The sequence below is a fragment of the Flavobacterium aestuarii genome (assembly GCF_040049115.1).
GTDB lineage: Bacteria > Bacteroidota > Bacteroidia > Flavobacteriales > Flavobacteriaceae > Flavobacterium > Flavobacterium aestuarii.
This window is the reverse complement of record NZ_JBDLZZ010000003.1, coordinates 21,512-46,978: the sequence shown is the minus strand read 5'-3', so window position 1 is coordinate 46,978 and position 25,467 is coordinate 21,512. Positions and strand designations below refer to the sequence as shown.

19 protein-coding genes are annotated in these 25,467 nt (G+C 36.5%); 8 read left to right on the top strand and 11 right to left on the bottom strand.

The annotated features are described in order from the left end of the window. The first annotated feature begins 51 nt into the window (after positions 1-51). Positions 52-699, top strand: a complete 648-nt coding sequence (locus ABEG11_RS03930; RefSeq protein WP_348822894.1) for a DUF1349 domain-containing protein — start codon at positions 52-54, stop codon at positions 697-699. 92 nt (positions 700-791) lie between these two features. Further along, positions 792-1,937: an acyltransferase family protein gene (locus tag ABEG11_RS03925; RefSeq protein ID WP_348822893.1), complete on the top strand. Its 1,146-nt coding sequence runs from the start codon at positions 792-794 to the stop codon at positions 1,935-1,937. 92 nt (positions 1,938-2,029) lie between these two features. On the opposite strand, the gene ABEG11_RS03920 is transcribed toward ABEG11_RS03925, so the two are convergent. Both ABEG11_RS03920 and ABEG11_RS03915 read right to left on the bottom strand, forming a co-directional pair. Beyond that, a complete protein-coding gene (locus ABEG11_RS03920; RefSeq protein ID WP_348822892.1) occupies positions 2,030-4,315 on the bottom strand; it encodes a GH92 family glycosyl hydrolase in 2,286 nt (761 codons plus the stop codon). Between the two features lie 59 nt (positions 4,316-4,374). After that, positions 4,375-5,409: an MBL fold metallo-hydrolase gene (locus ABEG11_RS03915; RefSeq protein ID WP_348822891.1), complete on the bottom strand. Its 1,035-nt coding sequence runs from the start codon at positions 5,407-5,409 to the stop codon at positions 4,375-4,377. Positions 5,410-5,542: 133 nt separating this feature from the next. Between ABEG11_RS03915 and ABEG11_RS19080 the strand changes: the two genes are divergently transcribed. Together ABEG11_RS19080 and ABEG11_RS03910 are read left to right on the top strand one after the other, a co-directional pair. Next, positions 5,543-5,860 carry a DUF6660 family protein gene (locus tag ABEG11_RS19080; protein WP_435302826.1) on the top strand — a complete coding sequence of 106 codons (318 nt, stop codon included), beginning with the start codon at positions 5,543-5,545 and terminating at the stop codon, positions 5,858-5,860. Positions 5,861-5,933: 73 nt separating this feature from the next. Further along, positions 5,934-7,910: a TonB-dependent receptor plug domain-containing protein gene (locus tag ABEG11_RS03910; protein WP_348822890.1), complete on the top strand. Its 1,977-nt coding sequence runs from the start codon at positions 5,934-5,936 to the stop codon at positions 7,908-7,910. A gap of 201 nt (positions 7,911-8,111) precedes the next feature. On the opposite strand, the gene ABEG11_RS03905 is transcribed toward ABEG11_RS03910, so the two are convergent. The 4 genes from ABEG11_RS03905 to ABEG11_RS03890 all read right to left on the bottom strand — a co-directional run bounded on the left by ABEG11_RS03905 (position 8,112) and on the right by ABEG11_RS03890 (position 12,571). Beyond that, positions 8,112-8,681: a ferritin-like domain-containing protein gene (locus ABEG11_RS03905; RefSeq protein ID WP_348822889.1), complete on the bottom strand. Its 570-nt coding sequence runs from the start codon at positions 8,679-8,681 to the stop codon at positions 8,112-8,114. Between the two features lie 17 nt (positions 8,682-8,698). After that, complete coding sequence (locus ABEG11_RS03900) at positions 8,699-10,840, bottom strand: catalase (protein WP_348822888.1); 2,142 nt, start codon at positions 10,838-10,840, stop codon at positions 8,699-8,701. A 213-nt stretch (positions 10,841-11,053) separates the two neighbouring features. After that, on the bottom strand, positions 11,054-11,926 hold the full coding sequence (locus tag ABEG11_RS03895; protein WP_348822887.1) for a mechanosensitive ion channel family protein: 873 nt from the start codon (positions 11,924-11,926) through the stop codon (positions 11,054-11,056). Between the two features lie 21 nt (positions 11,927-11,947). After that, complete coding sequence (locus ABEG11_RS03890) at positions 11,948-12,571, bottom strand: SDR family oxidoreductase (RefSeq protein WP_348822886.1); 624 nt, start codon at positions 12,569-12,571, stop codon at positions 11,948-11,950. Between the two features lie 426 nt (positions 12,572-12,997). Between ABEG11_RS03890 and ABEG11_RS03885 the strand changes: the two genes are divergently transcribed. Continuing rightward, positions 12,998-13,255: a hypothetical protein gene (locus ABEG11_RS03885; protein ID WP_348822885.1), complete on the top strand. Its 258-nt coding sequence runs from the start codon at positions 12,998-13,000 to the stop codon at positions 13,253-13,255. A gap of 112 nt (positions 13,256-13,367) precedes the next feature. Here the strand turns inward: ABEG11_RS03885 and ABEG11_RS03880 are convergent, their stop codons facing one another. The 5 genes from ABEG11_RS03880 to ABEG11_RS03860 form a co-directional block, all read right to left on the bottom strand. Then, positions 13,368-14,096 carry a DUF72 domain-containing protein gene (locus ABEG11_RS03880; RefSeq protein WP_348822884.1) on the bottom strand — a complete coding sequence of 243 codons (729 nt, stop codon included), beginning with the start codon at positions 14,094-14,096 and terminating at the stop codon, positions 13,368-13,370. A gap of 152 nt (positions 14,097-14,248) precedes the next feature. Next, positions 14,249-15,604 carry a glycosyltransferase family 2 protein gene (locus tag ABEG11_RS03875; protein WP_348822883.1) on the bottom strand — a complete coding sequence of 452 codons (1,356 nt, stop codon included), beginning with the start codon at positions 15,602-15,604 and terminating at the stop codon, positions 14,249-14,251. Positions 15,605-15,678: 74 nt separating this feature from the next. Then, positions 15,679-16,515, bottom strand: a complete 837-nt coding sequence (locus tag ABEG11_RS03870; protein ID WP_348822882.1) for a hypothetical protein — start codon at positions 16,513-16,515, stop codon at positions 15,679-15,681. 50 nt (positions 16,516-16,565) lie between these two features. Continuing rightward, entirely contained in the window at positions 16,566-16,931 is a 366-nt protein-coding gene (locus tag ABEG11_RS03865) for a response regulator transcription factor (protein ID WP_348822881.1), read from the bottom strand. 78 nt (positions 16,932-17,009) lie between these two features. Continuing rightward, positions 17,010-18,995 carry a GAF domain-containing hybrid sensor histidine kinase/response regulator gene (locus tag ABEG11_RS03860; RefSeq protein WP_348822880.1) on the bottom strand — a complete coding sequence of 662 codons (1,986 nt, stop codon included), beginning with the start codon at positions 18,993-18,995 and terminating at the stop codon, positions 17,010-17,012. Between the two features lie 540 nt (positions 18,996-19,535). Here ABEG11_RS03860 and ABEG11_RS03855 point away from each other — a divergent pair. From ABEG11_RS03855 to ABEG11_RS03845, 3 genes are read left to right on the top strand one after another with little or no spacing between them, the layout of a single operon-like run. Continuing rightward, positions 19,536-22,664, top strand: a complete 3,129-nt coding sequence (locus ABEG11_RS03855; RefSeq protein WP_348822879.1) for a SusC/RagA family TonB-linked outer membrane protein — start codon at positions 19,536-19,538, stop codon at positions 22,662-22,664. An 11-nt stretch (positions 22,665-22,675) separates the two neighbouring features. Further along, a complete protein-coding gene (locus ABEG11_RS03850; RefSeq protein WP_348822878.1) occupies positions 22,676-24,292 on the top strand; it encodes a RagB/SusD family nutrient uptake outer membrane protein in 1,617 nt (538 codons plus the stop codon). 34 nt (positions 24,293-24,326) lie between these two features. After that, a complete protein-coding gene (locus ABEG11_RS03845; protein WP_348822877.1) occupies positions 24,327-25,454 on the top strand; it encodes a SusE domain-containing protein in 1,128 nt (375 codons plus the stop codon). Positions 25,455-25,467 lie beyond the last annotated feature (13 nt).

The window sequence follows — 25,467 nt, the reverse complement described above, 5'->3', positions numbered from 1 at the left end:
AAAGCTGCAATTGTAAAAATATTGCAGCTTTATTTTTAAAAGTTAAATAACATGAAAAAAATAGTATTATCTGTATTAGTTTGCATGTCGCTGCAAAATCTTTCGGCACAAAGCTTAAATAAAATGCAATGGTTTAATGAACCTGAGAAGTGGGAAATAAAAAACAATTCCTTAATCATGAATGTGACTGCCAATAGTGATTACTGGCGGATTTCTCACTACGGATTTACGGTTGATGATGCTCCTTTTTACTATGCTGATTATGGCGGGGAGTTTGAAGCCAAAGTAAAATTGACCGGAAATTATATTGCGCGTTTTGATCAGATGGGATTAATGATTCGTATTGACGAAAAAAACTATATTAAGACTGGAGTTGAATTTGTAGATGGAAAATTTAATATCAGTACTGTTGTAACGCATGATAAAAGCGATTGGAGCGTAACAGTTTTAGATAAAGCTCCTCCATTTATCTGGATCAAGGCCGTTAGAAGATTAGATGCTGTTGAAGTATTCTTTTCCTTTGATGATAAAAATTACATCCTGACACGCAATGCACCATTGCAGGACAATGTGCCTGTAATGGTTGGCATGATGGCGGCTTCGCCAGATGGCAATGGATTTGAGGCCAGATTTGAGAACTTCACGGTTAAGCATCTGCCAGATCAGCGCCGAACTGAATGGCTTAAAAATCATCAGTAGCAGAATAATCTATTACATTGCCAAATGTTTAAAAAAGTATTTTTACTTTAGAGTAACCAAAAACATAAATTCATTTTTAACCTACAATTTATATGAGTTCTATTTCGACTGGTATCAAACCAAAAAAACATTATGAAATATTAGATGGCTTGCGCGGTGTAGCCGCAGTTTTAGTGGTTGCTTTCCACATATTTGAAACTTTTACTGGCGGAAACCGGTTTAAGCAGATTATAAACCATGGCTATCTGGCTGTTGATTTCTTTTTCCTTTTATCAGGATTTGTTGTCGCTTATGCCTATGATGACCGCTGGGGCAGAATGACTCAATGGGAGTTTTACAAACGGCGATTAATCCGCTTGCAGCCCATGGTAATTATGGGAATGATTATTGGAGCCATTTTTTATTATTTTCAGGCTTCGGATATTCTATTTCCGATGATTGCCGAAATGGAAGTCTGGAAAGTGATTCTGACCATGGTTATTGGTTTCACATTGCTTCCAATTCCTCCTTCAATGGAGATAAGAGGCTGGGGCGAAATGCATCCGCTGGACGGTCCCGCCTGGTCATTGTTTTTTGAGTATATAGCGAATATTTTATACGCCTTATTTTTTAGAAAATTCTCTAATAAAGTGCTGGGTGTTTTTGTTCTGATTTTTGCAGGAATGCTTGTCAATTATACAGTTTTTGGCCCTAAAGGCGATGTTATAGGCGGGTGGTCATTGAATCTGGAACAAATGAATATTGGATTCACACGTTTATTGTATCCATTTTTTGCAGGTATTCTGCTTTCCCGATTAGGAAAATTAATTCATATAAAAGGTGCTTTCTGGATTTGCAGCTTATTGATAGCCGCAGTTCTTATGGTACCAAGAATTGGAGACGAAAACAGTTTGTGGATGAATGGCTTGTATGAGTCTTTTTGTATTATTCTGATTTTTCCACTGATAGTTTCAATTGGTGCTGGTGGCGAAATAAATAATCCGTTTTCTCTAAAAGTCTGCAAATTATTAGGTGATATTTCATATCCAATCTATATCACACATTATCCGCTCGTTTATTGGTATACTGCCTGGGTTGTTGATAATAAAGTTTCATTGGAAAATGGTTTTGTATTAGGATTAGGAGTCTTATTTGGCAGCATACTTCTTGCTTACCTGTGCTTGAAGCTGTATGATGAGCCAGTACGCAATTGGCTGCAGAACAAATTTCAAAAGCAGAAAGCTGTTGCTGTAGAATAACTGCATGCAGATATAATTTAAAAACAAATTGCCTTTGATTTCAATTAATCAAAGGCAATTTGTTTTTTAATGATAATCCGCAATTGGTACGGTTATTTTATTTTGGGCTTTGACCCCATATAAAAGGTTATTTTAGAACCATTAGTAATAGCAGCATGATTGATAGATAAACTATGGATAAGCTGTCCGTTCAAAAGCACTTTTTGCACATAGATATTTTTAGCACTTTGGTTAATAGCTTCTATTGTAAAAGTTTTTCCGTTTTCTAATGTGAGTTCGGCTTTATTCACCAGCGGTGATCCCAATGCATATTGACCAGATCCTGGAGCAAATGGATAGAAGCCCAGTGATGAAAAAATATACCAGGCACTCATTTGTCCGCAGTCATCGTTACCGCCCAATCCATCGGGAGCAGGTTTGTACTGCATATTTAAAATTCTGCGTACTTGTGCCTGAGTTTTCCATGGCTCGTCTGTCCAATTGTAAAAATAGGCTACGTGGTGTGCTGGCTCGTTGCCATGAACGTATCCTCCAATAATTCCTTCTCTTGTAATATCTTCCGTTTCGGCAAAAAACGAATCAGGCAAATGCATGGAAAACAAAGTGTCTAATCGAGAAGCAAAAGCTTTTTTTCCGCCCATTAGCGCAATAAGATCTGTTGGGTTATGTGGAGCAAAAAAACTATAATTCCAGCTGTTGCCTTCAATAAAACCCTGACCATGTGTACTTAAAGGATCAAATTCTTTTTTGAAAGAGCCGTCTGCCAGCTTCGGCCGCATAAAACCTGTTTCTGCTTCAAAATTATTTTTCCAATTTTCAGAGCGTTTTAAAAACTCATTGTAAATTTCGGTTTGGTTAAGCTTCTTGGCTAATTGGGCGATACACCAGTCGTCATAAGCATATTCTAATGTGCTGGATACTGAGATACCGCTTTTTTCGGCAGGTATATATCCTAAATCCATATATTGGCCAATACCTTCGTAATCACGGTGTTTTGCTGTGGTTACGCAGGCCTGCAAAGCTTCATCCGGGTCACCCTTATAAATTCCTTTCAAAATAGCATCAGCAATAACAGATACACTGTGATAACCGCTCATGCACCAGTTATCATTGGCATAATGTGACCAGATAGGCAGCATATGAAGACTGCTTTGATTATAATGAGCCACCATCGATTTTACTATATCATTGTTTCGCGATGGCTGAATAATATTAAAAAAAGGGTGCAAAGCCCTGTAAGTATCCCATAGTGAAAAAGTACTGTAATTCGTAAAACCGTCTGCTTTGTGTGTGCCTTGATCCAGGCCTCTGTATTCACCATTCACATCTGTATAAACCGTAGGATTTATAAAAGTGTGATACATAGCGGTATAAAAATTCACTTTGATATCATCAGAAGCTGAAATATTGATTTTATTCAGTTCTTTATTCCAGATAGATTGCGCTTGGGCTTTTACTTTTTCGAAATTCCAGTCTTTGATCTCTTCTTTCATATTCTGCAGTGCATTTTCCTGACTCACTGGAGATATTGCGAATTTTATCTTGATTTTTTCGGCCTCACTGGTTTTAAAATCAAAATACATCCGGATTTGTTTTCCAGCTATTTCGGGGAAGTTTCTGTTTTGATCAAATTTCCCCCAAAAACCTCTGTAGGCCTGTTTGTTTTCGTAATTTTTTTGCCCATATTGAAAGAAAGGCTTAGAGAAAGACATGGCAAAATAAACTGTTTTTGTTCTTGCCCATCCATTGGTCTGCCTGTAGCCAGTAACCAGAGTGTCGTTAATGACTCTTACATAGGTCCAGACATTTTTGTCATTATAATTGTAAATTCCAGCCATTAAGTCTAATATAATATGGCTTTCTTCGGATTTTGGAAAAGTATATTGATGCATTCCAACGCGGGTAGTGGCGGTCATTTCGGCCAAGATATTATCATCATCCAGTTTCACCTTGTAATAGCCGGCTTCGGCGGTTTCATTAGCATGTGAAAATGAAGATCGGTATCCGCTTTTTGGATTGGAGGCAGTTCCGGGATTCAATTGCAGTTTCCCCTGTGTGGGCATTATCAAAAAATCACCAAGATCCGAATGTCCTGTTCCGCTAAAATGGGTGTGGCTAAAACCGGTTATAGTTTTGTCTTCATAGCGGTATCCCGCGCAGTATTTATAAACTTCGCCATTGTATTTTCCATTCAGTTCATAGGATATAGTATCAGTTTCCGGGCTAAGCTGTACAGCTCCAAATGGTACTGTGGCACCCGGGTAGGTGTGTCCCATCTTTTCGGTACCAATAATTGGTTTTACAAAGGGAATCAGATTTTGCTGAGAATAACTGCAACAGCAAGTAAGAAACAAGAACGGCAGCAATATTTTTTTCATCAGATGAGCATTAGGTTAAGCAGATAAATTTGTTGCATAAAAAATAAAATATAATTCTCTTATTGAAACCAGTTTGGAGGGCTTGTGGGAGTTTTAATCGATACTAGTTCGCCTAGCTGCGGAACAATATATTTTAATTCCTGTTTATTGGCAGCGATCATAAATCTCTTTACAGGTTCAGTCCAGCTATGCTGTGCCAAAGCAAATCCAGCCCAATGGACAGGCATTATAACTTTGGCTTTGGCATCTATTGCAGCTTGTATGCTTTCTTCAGGAAACATATGTATTTGACTCCAGTTCTCATTGTATTGCCCGCATTCCATAAAAGCAAAATCAAAAGGTCCTAATCGTTTTCCTATCTCTTTAAAATGCTCTCCATAACCGCTGTCACCGCTAAACCATATTTTTTCTTTTGCAGTTATCATGCTCCAGCCGCCCCATAATGACTTTGCCCTGTCTCTCAAACCACGTCCTGAAAAATGTCTTGTGGGAGTAAAAGTAATTTGCACATCATTAAAAAAAACAGTGTCCCACCAATCAAATTCAGTAACAAGTGTAGATTCAATTTCCCATTTCACCAAATGACGCTTTACGCCCAATGCCACATAAAACTGTTTTACTTTAGGTTTTAATTTTTGAATACTGTCATAATCGAGATGATCATAGTGGTCATGAGAAAGTAATACCAAATCTATATCAGGCAGTTCATCAATTATATCTAAAGTATTTTCAGAAAACCGTTTTATCGCAAAAGGAGAGATAGGCGCTGCATTGCTGCCAAACATTGGGTCAATTAGAATATTCAATCCATTCATCCGCAATAAAAGCACCGAATGGCCATACCATATAAACTGCATGTTTTCCGCAGGCATTCCGAAAGCTTCTTTATTAAACGGAATTATGCTTAAAGGCGTTTTTGGCATTCTGTCTTTTTTTTGGCAAAATTGTTTGTATAAAAGTTTTGGCATCGTCCGGATGCTTATATCTATTGAAGTGTTTTCAATGTTTAAGAATTTTTCGCCATCCCATTGTTTTGATTTGGAATATGTGGCTATGTCCGATTTTGCTGGTTTTGCACCAAATTGTTTTCGCATACGGCAGGAACTTTTTTTGGAAACTAAAAGTACTACTGTTGAGTGTATTTTCAAATGGATTATTGATTATTTTGATGTTGTTATTAAATAAATTGCTTTACACATATCTGCATTAAAATTTTATATTTGCAATGTGAAATTTATACACTTCATATTATCAATTTATATAATCGCGCTGTCATGCCTGCCATGTTCGGATGCAGTAAATGATATGGACAACAAAATGGTTTCTGTAAAAACTGAGGATAAATCTTCAGCGGATCATCGCGAGGATAGCTGTTCCCCGTTTTGTATATGCAATTGCTGCCATAACAGCGGTTTTTATAAAACTGCTGAATATATAACTTCAGCAATTATAAAAATAAACAGTAAGAATACTAAAATTGAATACAGTCCTGTTTTTCTTTCAGGGTTTCATACTTCCATCTGGCAGCCGCCCAAAATTTGTTAAAATACAATAGATGTTTTAAAACCTTCACTATTTTATCAGTGAGGTATTATAGTATGTAACAAATTAATTTTCAATGAAAAAAATATTTTTAATACTGGCATTAGTATGCAATTCTGTTATGCTTTTTGCTCAGGAGCCAGTCAATGATACCATTAAAGATTCTGAAGAACTGGACGAAATAGTTGTAAAATCAACAAGGACAAGCCGAACCATTTCTAACACACCCACCCGGATTGAAGCTATTGATGCCGAAGAACTGGATGAGAAAAACAATATGAGGCCTGCAAATGTAAGTATGGTTCTGCATGAAAGCACAGGGATTCAAGTACAGCAGACATCGGCTACAAATGGCAATGCAAGTGTAAGGCTTCAGGGTCTCGATGGAAGATATACACAGCTGTTAAAAGACAGTTATCCTAATTTTGGAAACTTTGCAAGCGGTTTGAGCATACTGGAAATTCCGCCTTTGGATCTTCAGCAGGTCGAGATTATCAAAGGGCCTTCATCTACTTTGTATGGTGGCGGTGCGATTGCCGGTGTGGTCAATTTTATTTCCAAAACACCAAAAGAAAAAGGTGAGTATAATTTTTTAATCAATCAGTCTAATGTTGGACAGACTAATATTGGGGGATATGCTTCACAGAAAAAAGGAAAATTTGGATACACTTTGTTGGCATTGTACAATAATCAGTCAGCATATGATGTAGATCATGATAACTTTTCGGAACTGCCGGAAGCACATAGTTTTACAGTCAATCCACAGCTTTTTTATTATCCAGATGAATCTGTCTCTTTTATGCTGGGCAATAGTTTTTTGAAAGGCAGCAGCCTAGGTGGAGATATGCAGGTCATCAAAGGAAATCCGAGTGCAGATAATGTGTATTTTGAGGAAAACAAAACCATTCGGAATACAACTGTTTTTGAATTTGATAAAAAATTCAGCAACGACAAAAGCTTTAAGCTTAAGCAAAGCTTAAGTATTTTTGATAGAAAAATCAGCATTCCAGCTTATAGTTTTTCTGGGCAGAACACCAATAGTTTTACAGATGCTTCGTATGTTTTTCATCAGAAACAGCACAATATAATAAGCGGATTGAATTTTGTTTATGATAATTTCGATCAGTCAAAAGGAGCATCAGCAAATAATAGCCTGAATGCAAAGTCTATCACAGCGGGAGTGTATGCTCAGGACACTTGGGATGCTGCAGAGAAAATAAAACTGGAATATGGAGCGCGTCTAGACAATGTGAGCTTCAGCAATATCAATTACAAAAAAAATCAGACATTTATTCTGCCAAGGATTTCGGGCTTGTATAAAATTAATAATCAGCTTTCAACTCGCTTAGGGGGTGGTTTGGGATACAAAATTCCAACTGCTTTTACAGAACAGACAGAAACTATTCAATATCAGAATGTATTGCCATTAAATAATGTTGAGGCCGAAAAGAGTATTGGAGGGACACTGGATTTTAATTACAAGGCAAAACTGGCCGATGAATTGCTCTTTAGTATCAACCAGATGTTTTTTTTAACGCAAATCAATAAGCCATTAGTTCTAGAAATGGACAGCTCAGGCAATTCATTTTTTATAAACGCATCTAAGCCTATTACCAGCAATGGTTTTGAAACCAATGTTAAATTCATTTTTAAGGAAAATTATAAATTATTTGGAGGCTATACTTTTGCAAATGCTAAAAATACCTATTTGGAAACTAATCAATTCATGCCGTTAGTACCTAAAAACAAAGTCAATTTAACGCTGGTTTACGAGAAGGAAGATGACTTTAAAATTGGTTTAGAGAGCTATTACACAGACAAGCAGTTTTTATATAATGGTCAAGAAACACCGTCTTATTGGGAATTTGGAGCCAGCGCTCAAAAAACTTTTGGCAAGGTCACTGTTTTTATAAATTTTGAAAACTTTACAGATGAACGCCAAAGTAAATACAAAGGAGTAGTAAATCCGCCATATACCAGCCCATCTTTTGATGACATTTGGAATCATACAGAAGGTTTTGTTTTTAATGGAGGTTTAAAAATTAAGCTGTAAATTATAAAAACACATAGATTTATTATGCTGTTACAGGGAAAAGGATTATAATTATGAGGCTATTCTCTTGTAATCAGCAATATGAAAATAAATCAGGCTATTACTACTGATAACAAAAAACATCTGCAGTAAACCGCAGATGTTTTTCCAGCAAAATTAAAAACAGCAAGAGTTAAGTATTTGCCTTTTTTTGTGAGATAATTAAATTGTTGCTATAATATTTACTGCATTTAATGCAATATCGTTAAGCAGGCAATCTGATTCTTTTTCTTCTGCAAGAGTTTGAGTCAGTAATTTTGCTGCATCATTTTCTCCCAGTGTTTTGGCAAAAGCGGCTAAAGTTCCGTAAGTTGCAATTTCATAATGTTCAATTTTTTGCGATGCGGCAATTATTCCGGCATCTCTTACTGGTCCAGGAGCTGTTTCCAAGAGTATAGATTCTCCTTCTTTGAGAAGTCCAGCCATTGCTTCGCATTTTTTTCCTTCTGCTTTTTGTCCTAAGGATTCAAAAATCTGTTCCAGTCTTGCAACCTGAAGCTGTGTAATGGCATGATGTTCCAGAATTAATGACGAAAGTCCTGGAGATGCAGCATTGGCAGCCATTTTTGGAAGGCTGCTCACGAGTGCGTTTTCGGCCCAATAAATGTCTTTAAGATTATCGATAAAGAGTTCTTTTAACTCTGTTGCAGCATCTGAAGCTGGCTCCACTATGTCTTTTACTGCTTTTGGCTGCGCTGTATTGGCTTGATTTGTTTTTTCTGAATTTTTCATGTTAAATATTTTTGATATTAAATGTATAAGTTGGGTTCACGTTGCCAGAATCGGTGCATGCCCATTGCTGTAATGAATTCTTCAGCAAATGCTTTAGAAGCGGCTTCACTGCTAATAATTACTCCGGCATCGTCGTTTGTAATTTTAACTGCAAATGGTACTGCGCTGAATAATTTGGCAGCTTCACCATCGGCACCAATGACTTTGCAATGTTTATACGCGTCATTAAGGTATTCAAGTGCATCATCATTTTCGGCCAAAGCATTAATTCCTAATCCATGTGGCACATAGACAGCATCAAACAGCACAGATGAGGCGGTTAAAAAACTGTATTGTGCCGATAATGCTCCATCTGAATCTGTAATTATAGATCCTAAATGCGGTCCAATGACAAATCCTTTGGCGCCATGCTGTTTCAGTGCATCTTTCATATTCAATACCGCTTCTTCGGAGACACCGTCTGAGCATAGTATAGCGACTCTTCTGGACTCGATGGTGGGTGAATTAGCTGGGTTTTTTACCATACTTAAAGCATCAGAAGAAGCAACAGATTGTTCGACAGTTTTTGGTTCCTGATCACCACCTTCATTTTCTGGAGAAACACCTTTATTTACAGGAAATTCTAATTCTAGAGGTACCGAAGCACCGAGGCCTAAAGCAACTTTTTCGGCAAGTTCGGTATCAACTTGAGATAATAGTCCTAGCATTCGGACTCTAATTGCAGTTGTTTTTACTTTTCCAAGCTCAAAACGGAGTGCTTTCACAATATGGCTTTTTTCTGCTGCGGTCTGGCTGTTAAAGAATAGTTTTGCCTGGCCAAAGTGATCCGAAAAACTTTCGCTTCTTTCTCTGACCTTGTGTGCTTCGATACGTTCATTGAAGCTGGAAAATCCTCCCTGGCTTATCTGCTGCTGATAAGGACAGCCGCCTCCTAATGAATTGGGATGATAATTTACACGCCCTTTGTTAATTTCCTGACGCATGAAGCCATCACGCTGATTGTTATGTATGGGCGCAATGCTTCTGTTAATTGGAATTTCATGAAAATTTGGACCTCCTAATCGGGTAAGCTGCGTATCGGTATACGAAAACAATCTTCCTTGCAATAATGGATCGTTTGTAAAGTCAATACCTGGCACAACATGTCCTGGGTGAAAAGCAATCTGTTCCGTTTCTGCAAAAAAGTTATCAGGATTTTTATTCAATACCATTCTTCCCACAATAGTAACTGGAACTAATTCCTCGGGGACAATTTTCGTAGGGTCTAATAAATCAAACTCGTATCTGGTTTCGTCTTCAGCTGGAATAATCTGTACACCCAATTCCCATTCAGGGAAATTGCCCATTTCGATAGCTTCGTATAAATCTTCCCTGTGAAAATCTGGGTTTTTTCCCGAAATTTTCTGAGCTTCATCCCAGGCAACAGCGTGAGTCCCTAATTTTGGTTTCCAATGGAATTTAACAAAAACCGATTCTTCTTTAGCATTTATTAATCTAAAAGTATGCACGCCAAAACCTTCCATCATTCTGTAGCTTCTTGGGATGGCACGGTCTGACATTAGCCACATGATCATATGCATCGATTCTGGCATTAATGAAATAAAATCCCAAAAAGTATCGTGTGCAGAAGATGCTTGTGGTATTTCATTATTCTGTTCTGGTTTTACGGCATGTACAAGGTCTGGAAATTTTGATGCGTCCTGAATAAAAAATATAGGAATATTATTGCCGACCAAATCAAAGATTCCATCCTGAGTATAAAACTTAACCGCAAAACCTCGGACATCCCTAGGGAGATCGGTTGAACCACGCGAGCCTGCTACTGTAGAAAATCTCGTAAATACAGGAGTTATCTGCCCAGCTTCCTGCAGGAAACCAGCCTTGGTCAATTCGGGGATTGGGTTAGTTACTTCAAAAAAACCGTGAGCTCCAGAGCCTCGGGCATGAACTACTCTTTCGGGAATTCTTTCGTGGTCAAAATGTGTAATTTTTTCTCTAAGTATAAAATCTTCTAATAATGAAGGACCTCTTTCGCCTGCTTTAAGCGAATTGTTATCATCATTAATCTGTACTCCTTGATTCGTAGTTAAGATTTTGTTGGTGCCATCTGATTTATTAATTGACAAATCACGCTGTTTTTCGTCTTGAAAATTTTTCATAAATAATTAGTATTTAATTTGTTATTGATGGAGCTGTAAATTTTAGATTTACTGTATAAATCCTCAATCATTCAAATTTATCTCATAATGTCAGATTGTTTTTATAGAATTACTCGTTATAGTTTTATAATTGCCATGATGTAACTTTTAGTAAATGAGTAATTTATATTTATTTGTTGTGTTTAATAAGCCTTTGATGCCTGAATCATATATTTATATTTTGCTGCTTTTCTGTGCTGGATGATTTATTTTTTTGTGAGTTGTAGAATTAACTTTTCTTTCTATAGTAATTTCTCTTTTCAGAGCTGGCATTTCTATATGTTCTTCTTTAAAAGCGTTTTTTATATTTTCGTAGAAATCTGAAACAACAAAACCATAATCAGTATTGGATGCCCACGCATATATGGATAAAAGCATGGCTTCAGATGTTAAATCTTTGACCATAACCATGGGATCGGGAGTTTGAAGAATTCTTTTATCGGCTTTTATAACTTTGAAGATTATTGATTTGACGTGAGACAATTCACTGTCATGATTAACACTGAGCGTGATATCAGTCCGTCGGGTTAATTCTTTAGAAAAATTTCGGATTATGCCATTGGACAGGGCTCCATTTGGCATATATATTGACTGATTGCTTGGAGTGATGATTTTTGTGCTGAATATAAATATTGCGGCTACAGTTCCAGATTCGCCCTGAGCTTCAACATAATCTCCAACACGTAAAGGCTTGAAAAGAATAATCAGCAGGCCTCCTGCAAAATTTGCCAGCGAGCCTTGAAGCGAAAGGCCTACTGCTAATCCAGCAGCTCCTATAACGGCAACAAAAGCTGAGGTTTCTACTCCCAGTTTGGTTATAATGCTTATAAAAAGCAAGGCACGGAAAATCCAGATAAGAACATCGGTTACAAATTTGAGCATGGTTGGATCAAAGCGTTTTTTATCGATAAGCCTCATCATGATTTTTTTGAAGATTTTTATAGCAAAAACTCCAATTATTAGTGTAATAACCGCTGATAGAAGGTGTGGCCAGAATGCCATTGCAGCTTGTACTGTTTTTTGCCAATATTCATTTAGTGCTTCCATAACGCATTATATTAAATAGCATCAGATGATTTGCAGATGAGGCTTGACTTGCAGACTGACAATATCGCATCTATTGGCTTGGGATAGGCAGAATAAAATTGTTATAGCCACATCTGAGGCTTCCAGCATTTCCATTCTTTTTATTTTTTCTCTCTGTTCTTCTTTGGACATTGAATGTATATCGCTTTTTGTCAGGCCAGGTTCAATTAAGGAAACCTTAATTCCCTTAGCGTTGATTTCTTTGCGTAGTGCCGCGCTGAATCCTCTGATAGCTGATTTTGATGCTACATAAACCGTTCCTGTTGCTTCCTGGGTATCAGCACTCATTGATCCAATATTTATAATGTGGCTCGATTGCTGTGACTGCATTTTAGAAACTGCTTGTTTGGTAAAATTGATATAGCCTAAAATATTTGTTTCCAAGATGTATTTTATATTTTCATATTCTTCGTCAATAACTCCTTTAGCAGGCAATGCCGCATTATTTATAAGTATATCAATTCCGCCAAGGGTTTTATCTATTTCATTCCAGATTCGTTCAATATCTTGTTTTTCAGTTACATCTGCCGTAAGCCCATATACTTTTCCTTTAGATTGTTCCTTGATTTCTTTTATTGCATTGTCAAAATCGTCTTGATCTCTCATGCTTTTTATTTTTAATAACCTGAATTCAATTAATAACAAATTTCTCCCATCACAAGGCATATTTTTTTACAGAATTAAAACTTTGATTTATAAAATTTTGATTTATAACCTATAAAAAAAAATATAATCAACCCGTTGGGTGTAATTATTTTTAACCACATAGAAACATAGATTTTTTTGAATATTTAAAGGATTAGTCTATCTATGTGAAAAATTGTCTATTTTCTATCTATTCTTTCACGTTCAACTATAAATCTATGTCTCTATGTGGTTCATTTTTTTATTTATTTTGAATTACACCCAATGGGTTATAATCAGGATTATTTGATTTTTGCAGCTATTAGCTGTAATTGTATAAATTAATTGTAAATCAGTATGCTACATTTGAAATTGAGTTTGATTTTTTAGAAACTAAAAACCAGTATTATGAATACATTATCAAAAACAAAGATGGCAATGTTAATTCTTCTGATAGGATTAGCTTTTGCATGCAAAAAGAAAGAAGATACTTCTGTAGAAACAACATATGAGACGGATACTACAGAAACTGTTGTCGATACCATTGGCTCTGCAAATATTGATACGACGGCTATTGATCAAAATGCTCAGGATAGTCAAAACAGTCCTAACAGCAAAAATGGAACCACTGGCTCTGGAACCGATTCGCTTCCAAAAGGGCAATAAGAAAGCGCTGTTTTTTCGCAAAATATTTCCGGCAGATAAATTGTATTTCTCTGCCGGAAATATTTTTGTAACCTGAAAATCCGCTGATAAAATTGTACTGGATTTATATTTATTATTTCATCAATTCAATTAGCTGTAAGGCATTAAAGGCAGCATATCCTTCCTCATCATTATCAAAATAAACAAATACATCGTCAGACTTCAGCCATGTTTTGCATTGTTCAGCCCATTTCCTTAAAGCCTCGTCAGAATAACTTCCCTGATACTTATTGGCGGTAGGCCCATGCAGCCTGAGATAAACAAAATCAGCAGTTGTTATCAAAGGAGATATGTGTCCTGCGAGTTCATATATGCAAAAAGCGGCATTGTATTTTCGCAAAAGATCATATACATCGTCTGCGTACCAGCTGCTGTGCCGAAATTCAAATGCAAAACGCTGGTGTAAAGGAAGTTTTTGCAGAAATTTTTCTAAAAGTTTTAAATCAGCATTCAGAGATGGAGGCAGCTGAAATAATATCAAGCCTAATTTGTTTCCTAAAAGTTTCATTTTGTGCAAAAAAGGAAGCAGAATTTCATCTGGATTCCGCAATTTTTTGAGATGTGTAATAAAGCGATTGGCTTTAATGACATATACAAAATCTTCGGGTACTTTTTTTCCCCAATTAATTATTGTTTCATCAGAAGGAACTCCATAAAAAGTGCTGTTGATTTCTACTGTAGTAAACTTTTTGGCATAATAACCAAATTGATCCTTGATTTTGAGATTCTGCGGGTAAAACTTGTTACGCCAATGCTTATAAGACCAGCCCGATGTTCCTATGTGAATTGTATGCTTTTCCATAAACCTGATTAAAATTCATTTTGGAGAACCTATTGCTGTTGAGGTTTCAAGGTAAATTTAATCACTTGGTATTGGCTAAAATTATAGAATATATATCCGATATTGTAAAATATCAATTTCTTGCGAATAGACTAAAAGGATAAAATGTATAATTACTCTTTCTTGGAGAACCCTTTCCTTGTCATTTCCCCCCAGCCTTTAGTGCCCATAATTTTTTCTTTGTACCCTGCTAATGCAGCATATACAGCCATCGGGTGGAAATAAAAAGGCTCAATGAAAGCGGCTATTAACAGCTTGAAAAAATCGGCCTGTTTTGGATATTTGTGAAAAGAGTATTCTTCACTATATAAGGCAATGACCGAAAACATGACCGCAAAAAAGTAAACAAACAAGACAAGCAAAATGAAGAAATGCCAGTTAAGCATTCCCAATATGATAAATATTACAGTTATCATGAGGCCTATAAATTCTATAGCAGGAGCAAGGAACTCGAATAACGTCCAATAGGGAATACTAATCATGCCCAAAAGCTTATATTTTGGGTTCAGAAACATTTTTCTGTGAAAACTCAATGTTTCTATAGTTCCTCTCATCCAGCGGCTGCGCTGTTTTTTGAATATTTTGAAATCTTCCGGAGCTTCTGTCCAGCATAGCGGATCGGGGATGTATCTAACGGTATATGGCAGTTTGTTTTCCAGCATATAACGGCGCATTCTTACAACGAGTTCCATATCTTCGCCTACTGTTTTGGTATCATATCCTCCTGCCAGCAAAGCTATTTCCTTATCAAAAGCACCAAATGCCCCGCTGATAAGCAATAACCCATCGAGTCTTCCCCAAGCCATTCTCCCAAGAAGAAACGCTCTTAAATATTCGAGAACCTGGATCCTTGGCAGCATAAGGTCAGGGATATTTACTTCAAACAACCGGCCATTTTTAATGATGCACTGGTTAGCTATTCTTACTACGCCACCAGTTGCAATAACACGTTTGCCATAGGATTCAAGGAAAGGTTTTGCCAGTTTGAGCAATGAGTCTTTATCCAGGATGCAGTCAACATCTATGCACACTACATAAGGGTTTTGGGCAATGTTGAGCCCAACGTTAAGTGCATCGGCTTTGCCGCCATTTTCTTTATCAACAACTATCAGTTTTTTATAAGCGGCGTTTCTGGAAACATAGAGGCCTTTAATTTTTTTGGTTTCAATTTTTGGATGAATATCAAGTTCCGTAAGGGTTAGGTCATAAGTCTTGATAAGAATCTCCATTGAATTGTCTTTGCTTCCATCATTTACGACAATCACCTGATAATTATTGTAATTTAGGGAAAGTAATGATTTTACATTTTCTTCAATGGTAAATCCTTCATTATATGCTGGAGCAATCAGCGAAAGGCTTGGTGCAAACTCGCTGGTAAGCAGAACTTCATAATCGGCAAAACTGTTTTTTTTGAGATATTCCCTGAGTTCTCTGGTAGAAAGGTGTGCCAATACAAGATAGGATGACATAATAAGTATTGCATACCCAAGTATAAACAAGAGATATATGTCAAAAAGAGCTGTTATTTCATTGGTTAAAAAAGTCAAGAGCCTATGTTGTTAACTGTTAATGCCTGCAATACATTTTGCGCCTCATAACGTATTGATGGATTAGGAGCTTTGGTTTCTAATAAAGTTACGTACTGAAGTTTTTGGGTAAGCTTTAGTTCCTTAATAAGTTTAAGCCCAAGAGCAACAACAGTTGTGTTTTTTGATTCCAGCAGGAATTCAACGCCTTGGGTGTCACCTATATCGTGTTTTTTAAAAGCGCTTATAATATTTATCTGAGTCCAGTCATCAATAGGGTATGGATGCTCTGTAAGATGCGCTATGCCATTTGTTCCTGCTAATTTAATACAGGCATTCAGGGCGGTTATTTTTAATGTTTTATTGCGGGCTTTAGAAGCTGTCAGTATAGGATCAAAAGCCTCTTTTAAATTCATCTCAGCGAGTTCAGTTATACCTTTGCATTTTACTTCCCATTTCAGGTTCTTAAGCTTTTTCAGTGATTCATCCATCAGCCCAGTGTCTTTATAAAACTCTTCTAGTTTTCGGGCATAAATGCCTTCGTAGTTTTTATGTAGATTGATAATGGAATCAGTTAATACTTTTCTGAAAAAAGCTTTATTAGAAAGCGTCTTATATTTTTCATCTTCTTTAATAGCTTCAATAGGAATATCTTGGAACATCATCGCGAACATTAATTTTTCAATAATTTCGCTGTATTTTATCTCTAATCTTTCTTTTCTGATGTTTTTGCTGCGGCTGCTTATAATCCATAGATATAAGATAAATGATGTCATTACAAATACTCCAATTGAGAACATAAGGAAAGGTTCTGTCCATTTGCCATTATTATAAAGTTCCAAGAGTTTTTGCATATCAGCTGCGTTTAATTGCCTTTTTGAGAGAATCGGAATAATACAATTTATTAGACACGGATATTCAGCAGTTTATTGATTCTTACCAAAAGTACTGCAGGACTAACGGGTTTGGCAATAAATTCGTTTGCACCAATGCTGAATGAATCCAGCTCTGTCTGCTCAATACCAGAAGAAGTAAAAATAATTATCGGAATATCGGCGCTGATATTTTCTCTTACATACTGTGTAATTTCCATGCCACTGATGCCAGGCATGTTTATATCTGTCAAGATCAGATCGTAGCTGTTGAATTGTATTGCATCCAACGCATCTTTGCCATCGGCAAACTGATCTACAGTAAATCCTTTAGATTCTAAGAAAAAAGATAATGATTTGCGTAGGATGTCATTATCTTCGGCTAAAACTATTCTCATTGGCTTAAATTTATCTTTGGAGCAAAACCTGTATATAAAATCAAGTAATACACAAAGCTATTGCATATTTCTCTTTTATCATAGTTCCTTTAAATTTTTAACAACTTCGAGTATTGCTGTTTGCAGGGAAGTAATTTTATCCGAAGTTGTAACGCTGAATTGACCTGACAAAGCTTCTTTTTCAATAATATCCAAGTATGCAGTGAAATCCTCCAGCACGAACATATCCATGCTGGTTTTCATATTATGAGCCAGTTTTTTTACTGTATCATTGTCATTGCTGTTAAAAGCTTTTACGAGCTGTTCCATCTGATCCGGAATTTTTTCTATAAAAATAGAAATCATCTCCTTAATAAAGCTTGAATCTCCGCCTGACATTTCATCCAGATACGACAAGTCTGCCTTTTTCTTTAAATCAGTCTTGCCATCTTTGCTAAGTACTTTTGTTATTGCTTCTAAAAGAGCAGCCTGTTTAAAGGGTTTTGGCACATAGGCATTCATGCCTACCCTGTAGCAATGTTCCTGCTCACCCACAAGAGAGTGTGCCGTCATGGCAATGATAGGTATATCCGAATTCATTTCGTTCCTGATGTGGAGTGTGGTCTGATAGCCATCTTTGACAGGCATCTGAAGATCCATTAGTATTAGATCATACTCGTTTTTGGAAAGAAGTTCAATTCCCGCTTCGCCATTCTCGGCAATGTCCAATTCGAAGCCAAAGTTATGAATTACACTCTTAGCCAGTTTTTGATTTAATATATTGTCTTCACAAAGCAGTATTTTCAGCTTGCCAAGATTGTTGTATAGAGATGGTTCAGCAGCGGTTTCATCTTGGTCTGCTTTTTTATAAACAAGTGTAAAAATGAATTCTGAACCTCGGTCTTGTTTGCTTTTAACATACACTTCAGCGTCATGCAATTCCACTAGCTGTTTTACAATGTTCAGTCCAAGTCCAGTGCCTCCAAATCTTCGCGTAGTGCTTTCTTCAGCTTGTGTAAACCGCTCGAAAATTGTTTTCAGTTTGTCTTCAGGTATGCCAATTCCTGTATCTTTGACAGTGAATCTTAGGGAATAATTATCATTTGTTTCATCCACTTTTTTTACAGAAAGAGTTACTTCCCCTTCTTCAGTAAATTTTAGGGCATTTCCTGTTAGGTTTACTAATATCTGGTTTAGTCTTCCCTGATCACCAATAACAATTTCCGGCATGTCGGCATCCAGGAAGAGATTGAATTCTACAGCAGGCGGCACTTTTACTTTTAAAAGATTATAAATATGCTTCAGTGTATTTTTTAAGTTGAATGGCTGTGCTTCGATAGTCAAGCTGCCTGATTCGATTTTGGAAAGATCCAAAATATCGTTTACTATCAATAGAAGATTTTCTCCAGCTATTTGTACATTGTCAACATAATCCTGCTGCAATGTGTCTAGTTTTGTCTGGGCAAGCAGATCCGTAAATCCGATAATGGCATTTAAAGGCGTCCTGATTTCGTGGCTCATATTGGCTAAGAAGCTGTCTTTTGCATGTAAGGCTCGTTCGGCAATTTTTTTCTGAGCTGCCAGTTCGATATTTTTTGTTCTTAACTCTAATTGATTAATGACGTGTTTTGCAACAATAGAAAGTGCATTGCGCTGGTTTTCATTCAGCTCTTTCGAAACTTGATCTATCGCACAAATGGTACCTATATTGTAACCATCAGGTGTAGTAAGCGGTATACCAGCGTAGAATCTTATTTTGAAACCATCCAGAACATTGGGGTCATCTTTGAATCGTTCGTTTAAATGGGTGTCTGGTATTTCAACCAGCTTGGAGTCCATAATAGTATATTGGCAAAAAGAAATTTCCCGAGGAACTTCTGTAACCCCAATTCCAATTTCTGATTTAAACCACTGCCTTTTTTCGTCAATAAAAGATATATGAGCAATTGGTACGCCACATATATACGAAACAAGCTGTGTGGCATCGTCAAAAGCATGCTCAGGAAGCGTATCAAGGATATTGTAGCGTTTCAATGCTGCTAGGCGCTGGAGCTCGTCAGACGGTACTGGAAATTCTCTATTCATTTTGTTAAAGGTATAGTGGCAAAAATATATAATTTCAAATAAAACATCTCAGATGAAAAGTATTTCTGCCTATGCAGAGCGCTGTATTTTTTATTCTCAGTTACAAAGTGTTTGTTTTCCAATCATTTGCTTCGATTTTATTTGTCACTGATTTACTGAAAATCAGATTTATTGATGTTTATAAACGCAATTTCTCAAAATTATTTTTTACAGCTGTAATTTGTATTGAATTATATATAGTCAAAATGACTTTTACTTATAGATAAATGTATTTTATTTATTTATGAAGCTGTTTTAATACAATATTATCAATTTTTTATTTTATGGTTACCAGTATTTGTTTGCAAAATGTTTTGTTATAACTAATATTTGGTTTTTTTTATCTAAAAAAAATCATAAAAAAAACGTTTAATGTATTTTTTTAATAAAAATTTTAATAGGTAGATAATTTTGTTTTTTTACTAAAACGTTTTAGTATGTTTGTACTGTCGACTATATATTATCTCAATTAATATTAAACCAAAATGAAACAACCTAAAAATGAAAACAAAAATTAATTTAAAAATTTCACCGCCACGGAGAGGTGCAATAAAAGCATTGGGTCATAACTTCGAGAGTATTGGGTTAATTCTTTTATTGCTGCTGTTTTTTAGTTTTAGCAATGGTATTGCACAAAACAATGCCACAAGCCCAAAAACTATTGTTAAAGGAAAAGTAATTGACAAGACTGGTCTTTCTGTTCCAGGAGTTACTGTTTTGGAAAAAGGCACTAAGAATGCAGCTCAGACCGACTTCGACGGAAACTTTTCCTTATCAGTAGCTAGTCCTCAATCAGTAGTTGTTTATTCTTTTGTTGGAATGCAAACGATTGAGAAGAGAGCCAGCGATGGTTTGAGCCCTACTATTGTAATGAAAGATTTAGCTACAGATCTGAACGAGATTGTTGTGATTGGTTATGGAACTCAGAAAAAAGCAAAACTTATCAGTGCCGTAGATAAAATTGGCAGTGGTGCTTTCAAAGACAGACCCAGTGTGAATGCAACTGCGGCATTGCAAGGAAAGGCACCAAGTTTAACAATTCAGCAGACTAATTCTGAGCCGGGTGCAGGTGTCAATATTAATATCAGGGGGGTAAGCACCTTAGGAAGCAGTAACCCATTGATAGTTATAGATGGTGTAACTGGTGGCGATATTAATGCACTTAACCCAGCTGATATAGAAAATGTTTCTGTATTGAAAGATGCGGGCAGTGCTGCAATTTATGGTTCAAGAGCAAGTAACGGTGTAATTCTTATTACTACCAAAAAAGGCAGTAAGTCATCACCAATGACTTTGCAGTTCAGCAGTCTTGTAGGATTTAATACCCCTAAATTTTTCACAAAACCAGTGCATGGTTATGAGAATGCGATGTTAAGAAATGAAGCTGCTTTTAATTCAGGTGAGGCCAGTGCTGTATTTACTTCAGCTCAGATAGCCGAAATGAAACAAAAAGGAGATACTAAGTGGTTTGCTAAAGAAATTGTAAAACCTGCTCTTCAGCAAAACTATAATATTTCAGCTACTGGCGGAAATGAAAATTCTACTTATCTGGTATCGCTAGGATATTTGGATAATGAAAGTGTTTTTGTTGGTCCAGAAAAAGGAATGGAGCGATACAATTACAGAATCAATCTTACTAACGAATTTGGTAAATTCAAGCTGACTTCCATATTAGCATATTCTAAGCAAAAAATCAGAGATCATGCTGGCAGTACTGGTACATTAATGGTTGATGCATTCAGGGTACCATTGTATTATGAGCAAAAAGATGAAAATGGCAATTACCTTACTAATGATATTCTTCAGGAATTCAATTCTTTAGGTATTTTAGAAAAGGGCGGTTTTAGAAAATATGATAATGATGATATTTTTGGCTCATTAAATGCAGAACTGAAACTTACTAATTACTTAAAGTTAAGAGGGGTAATAGGTGGACGTGTCTGGTCTAATACATTGTATAAAAGAGTACAAAAGGTTGAGTATTTCCCTAAGGGAGTTTCTGGTGCTGATGCCAATACAGAAGATGAAGATAAAAAAATTGTTGAGCTGAATTCGCAATTAATGCTGGAGTTTAATAAATCGTTTGGCAGTCATAATGTAAGCGCTTTAATAGGAGGTACAGGCGAAAATTTTAAAGAAAGAGGGGTGGGGGTTTATAAGAAATTCACAGATCCCGATCTTGGAATACCAATCACGGAAACAATTATAGATCCAAAAACCTATAATTCTAATGAGAAATCTGGAGAGAACAGCCTTAACTCATTAATTGGCCGTGCCTCTTATGATTATGACAGCAAATATTTTGCCGAGTTCACTTTTAGATATGATGGTTCATCAAAATTCGCAGAGGAGAATCGATGGGGTTTCTTTCCTTCAGTTGCAGTAGGTTATGCCCTTACTAAAGAAAGCTTTATGGAAGGATATAAAAATGCTGTTGGAAATCTTAAATTCAAGTCTTCCTACGGTATTGTAGGAAATCAGAATGTAGGCAACTATCAGTATCAGACTACTTATTTTGGCTTTGCAAATGCTTATGGATATGATAATGGAGTTGCCAGCGGTACAGGTTATAACTTTGCAAATCCAGATATTCAATGGGAAAATGCTGCTACTTTTAACGCAGGACTTGAGGCAGACTTTTTCAAGGGTGCTTTGGGATTATCTTTTGAATTCTTTGATAAGGTAACATCAGATATTTTGCTTAAGCCACAAGTTCCTGGCGTATATGGAACTGATCTTCCTGATTTCAATTCTGGCAAATTAGAAAACAAAGGATGGGAGCTTACTGCTACTTATAGACATGCAGGGAAATTATTTAATCATAATCTTTCAGTAAATATTGGAGATTCAAAAAATAAAGTGCTTGACTATAATAACGGACAAGAAAGACTTCAAGGAATTGAGGAATTACAGGTTTTACTTCGTGAAGGATTGCCTTTCAACTCTTATGTTGGTTTGAAAACAGATGGATATTTCCAGAATTATGAAGAGATACAAGGGGCTGCAGTTCCGGTAGGCCTTACTGTACAGCCAGGAGATAATCGTTATGTGGATCTTAATAAAGATGGAAAAATTGATGAGAATGATAAATTCGTTTTTGGCAATCCTTTCCCAAGATATACTTTTGGTGTGACGTATGATATTGCATACAAAGGATTTGATATCAATATATTTTTTCAAGGTGTAGGCAAGAGAACAATGATGATTAGGGGAGAACTTGTAGAGCCTTTTCATTACAACTATGGTATGACAATGTACACGCATCAATTGGATTATTGGACACCACAAAATCCAGACGCTGCTTATCCGCGTTTGGCTAATAATGGTACACAGTCAAATACCAATAATTTTAGAAGAGGATCAGATATGTATTTATACGACGGCGCTTATGCAAGGCTTAAAAATTTACAGATTGGATACTCGCTTCCTCAAAACGCAATTAAAGAAATCGGACTCAAAAGCTTTAGAATGTTTGTTTCTGGGCAAAACCTGCTGACATTATCTAAAGTTAAATTTGTAGATCCAGAATTGTCAGAGTTTGATAATAGTATGAGACCTTCTGGCGGAAATAGTGGTAGAGCCTATCCTACACAGGTTTATTATGGACTTGGTTTAGATGTCACCTTTTAATAAAATTGAACATGAAAAATATATTTGTACAAAAATTGAAACTGATACCTATTTTCCTCTTGCTGGTTACAGTAAGCTGCGAAAACCTGGATTTGGCACCGGAAAATCAGTTTACTGATTCTAATTACTGGACAAGCATAGATAAGGCACAGACTATGCTTAATACTGCTTATTCGCAAATGCAAAAAAGCAATTATTTCTTTTATAATGAAGCTTTGTCTGATAATGCATATAATGGGAGGGGAGATAATGCCGGTGCTGCATCATTAGCGGCAGGTATACATGATCCGTCATTAGGCAGGTTAAAAGATGAATGGAAAGAAAGATATGCGGGGATAAAATCATGCAATATATTGCTTGAAAACATTGACCGTGTACCAAGTGCAGATCAAAAAATTATTGCCAGAATGAAGGCAGAAGCACGTTTTCTAAGAGCGTTTCAGCATTTTCAGCTTACAACATGGTTTGGGGATGTACCACTTGTTGCAAAAGACCCATCATTGGCAGAAGCTCTCACTATAACTCGTACTTCACATGCAGAGGTGATTGCATTTATTCTTAGTGAGCTAGATGCAATAGTGGCAGATTTGCCAAAAACTTACCCTGCTGGTGAAAAAGGAAAAATTACTTCTGGAGCAGCAATGGCGCTAAAAGCGAGAGTGCTTTTATATGAAAGCCGCTGGGCCGAAGTAGTTACAACAACTGATGCAATTATAGCAGGAACTTATGGTCCATATAGTCTATTTTCATCTTATGAAGGCGTTTTTCTTCCTGAAAATGAATATAACAGCGAAGATATCCTGAGCTTACAGTATGTACCTCAATTAAGAATGTGGGGCGAGTTCTTTGATATTGCTCCAATATCGGCAGGTGCCAGATTAAATGCTCTGGCTCCAACTCAGGAACTGGTAGACAGCTATTTGATGCTTAATGGTAAAAAAATTAATGAAACAGGTTCTGGATATGATGAAAATAATCCTTATATGAACAGAGATCCAAGACTTAAAGGAACTGTTGTATATGATAAATATGAATGGAAAGACGCTAGTGGAACCCGTACTATTTACATTAAACCAGATGCAAATAATACTTCTCCAGATCAATATGTATCAGGTTCTTCAGCAACGCCAACAGGGTACTACACTCGTAAATATTTTGATCCTCAGCATACAACATCATTACAGTCAGGGCTAAACTTAATTCTTTTTCGTTATGCTGATGTCCTTTTGATGAACGCAGAAGCTAAAAATGAGATTAGCAAGCTAGATGCAAATACATGGAATACTACCATAGGTGCTTTAAGAAAACGTGCTGGATTTACAGATCCTGCAGCAGTAAACTATGATAGTTCATTATCTCAGGCGGGACTTCGTGAAGTAATAAGAAACGAGCGCCGTACAGAATTAGGTATGGAAGGTCTAAGAATCTTTGATATCAGAAGATGGAAAATAGCCGAAGATGTATTAAACGGATGGGCTCATGGTGCAAAATTTGGAGTTTCTTCTATTGATAATGGTTACCTAAGAGTCAACTTGAGATCATTTGACCCAGAAAAGCACTACTTATGGCCAATACCTAGAGATGAGCGTTTGATTAATCCAAATCTTTCTCAAAATCCAGGTTGGTAATCGTATTTGAATATAAATTTTAAAAAACAATAAGATGAAAAATATATATATAAAATTATTCCTATTTATGTTTTCAGTATTGGCAGTTGGATGCCAGGATGATGACACAATGAGCCATACAAATGTGAGTGCAGTAAATGCATTATATGCTCCTGCAAATGATAAATTCTTTAACCTTGCTATTCCAGGAGGTTCAGCTGTTTTTGAATGGGAAGGAGCAAAGGCCGAAGATAATGGTGCTGTGCTTTATGATGTACTGTTTGATGTAGAAAACGGAGATTTTTCTAAGCCAATTTTTACAATTCCATCTGATGGAAAAGGTTTTCAGCCAGCTTTAAATTTGACTTTTACACAGCTTAACAAGATTGCCGAAATGGCTGGAATTGATACAGAAGCCATTGGAAAGCTTAAATGGACTGTATATTCTACTAAAGGACTGAATGTTGTGAAATCGGCAGTATCTGGAGTAATTCAGGTACAAAGAGCAGGAGGTTTCCCTACGCCAGATCAATTGTTTATAACAGGTACTGGTTCTGAAGGAGGTGATGCTGTAGCTGATGCTGTTCCTTTCAAAAAAACTGGTGCTTCAACTTATGAAATTTACACTAAGCTTAAAGCTGGTCAATACAAATTCATTACCAGAAAAAATGGTACACCAGAAACGTATTATATTGATAATGGCAAGTTAAAAGAAGATGGTGCTGCTACTGTTACAGGTGCAGATAAGGTTTACAGAATCCGAATTGACTTTAGTGACGGTTCTGCTAAAATGACTGAGATCAAAAAAATCGAATTATGGTTTCCGCCTCTTGGACAATATCTTTTTGAGTACACCTATTCAGGAAAAGGAATCTGGAAAGCCGATAACAAGCTTATCGTATTCAAGCAAGAATCATGGGGTAGAGACGAACGTTACAAATTTAAGTTTACTGTAGACAACGCTGGAACAGCAGCTGAAGAATGGTTTGGAAGCGTAAACGGAGATAACAGCAGGCCAGACGCTAACACGTCGCCAGCATACTGGTATATGGTTCCCGTAACTAACGATTACTGGGCTAACAGTTTCAAATTTGATGGAGCGGTTGATAACAAGAATGTAAATGCAGTAATCGACTTTAGTGCGACTGCAACAGCTTACACGCATAGTTTTAAGGTTCTTTAGATAAAATAATGCT

Coding starts and splice junctions, on each gene's coding strand:
- ABEG11_RS03930 (WP_348822894.1), top strand. CDS start 52: ATGAAAAAAATAGTATTATCTGTATTAGTTTGCATGTCGCTGCAAAAT.
- ABEG11_RS03925 (WP_348822893.1), top strand. CDS start 792: ATGAGTTCTATTTCGACTGGTATCAAACCAAAAAAACATTATGAAATA.
- ABEG11_RS03920 (WP_348822892.1), bottom strand. CDS start 4,315: ATGAAAAAAATATTGCTGCCGTTCTTGTTTCTTACTTGCTGTTGCAGT.
- ABEG11_RS03915 (WP_348822891.1), bottom strand. CDS start 5,409: ATGCGAAAACAATTTGGTGCAAAACCAGCAAAATCGGACATAGCCACA.
- ABEG11_RS03910 (WP_348822890.1), top strand. CDS start 5,934: ATGAAAAAAATATTTTTAATACTGGCATTAGTATGCAATTCTGTTATG.
- ABEG11_RS03905 (WP_348822889.1), bottom strand. CDS start 8,681: ATGAAAAATTCAGAAAAAACAAATCAAGCCAATACAGCGCAGCCAAAA.
- ABEG11_RS03900 (WP_348822888.1), bottom strand. CDS start 10,840: ATGAAAAATTTTCAAGACGAAAAACAGCGTGATTTGTCAATTAATAAA.
- ABEG11_RS03895 (WP_348822887.1), bottom strand. CDS start 11,926: ATGGAAGCACTAAATGAATATTGGCAAAAAACAGTACAAGCTGCAATG.
- ABEG11_RS03890 (WP_348822886.1), bottom strand. CDS start 12,571: ATGAGAGATCAAGACGATTTTGACAATGCAATAAAAGAAATCAAGGAA.
- ABEG11_RS03885 (WP_348822885.1), top strand. CDS start 12,998: ATGAATACATTATCAAAAACAAAGATGGCAATGTTAATTCTTCTGATA.
- ABEG11_RS03880 (WP_348822884.1), bottom strand. CDS start 14,096: ATGGAAAAGCATACAATTCACATAGGAACATCGGGCTGGTCTTATAAG.
- ABEG11_RS03875 (WP_348822883.1), bottom strand. CDS start 15,604: ATGTCATCCTATCTTGTATTGGCACACCTTTCTACCAGAGAACTCAGG.
- ABEG11_RS03870 (WP_348822882.1), bottom strand. CDS start 16,515: ATGCAAAAACTCTTGGAACTTTATAATAATGGCAAATGGACAGAACCT.
- ABEG11_RS03865 (WP_348822881.1), bottom strand. CDS start 16,931: ATGAGAATAGTTTTAGCCGAAGATAATGACATCCTACGCAAATCATTA.
- ABEG11_RS03860 (WP_348822880.1), bottom strand. CDS start 18,995: ATGAATAGAGAATTTCCAGTACCGTCTGACGAGCTCCAGCGCCTAGCA.
- ABEG11_RS03855 (WP_348822879.1), top strand. CDS start 19,536: ATGAAAACAAAAATTAATTTAAAAATTTCACCGCCACGGAGAGGTGCA.
- ABEG11_RS03850 (WP_348822878.1), top strand. CDS start 22,676: ATGAAAAATATATTTGTACAAAAATTGAAACTGATACCTATTTTCCTC.
- ABEG11_RS03845 (WP_348822877.1), top strand. CDS start 24,327: ATGAAAAATATATATATAAAATTATTCCTATTTATGTTTTCAGTATTG.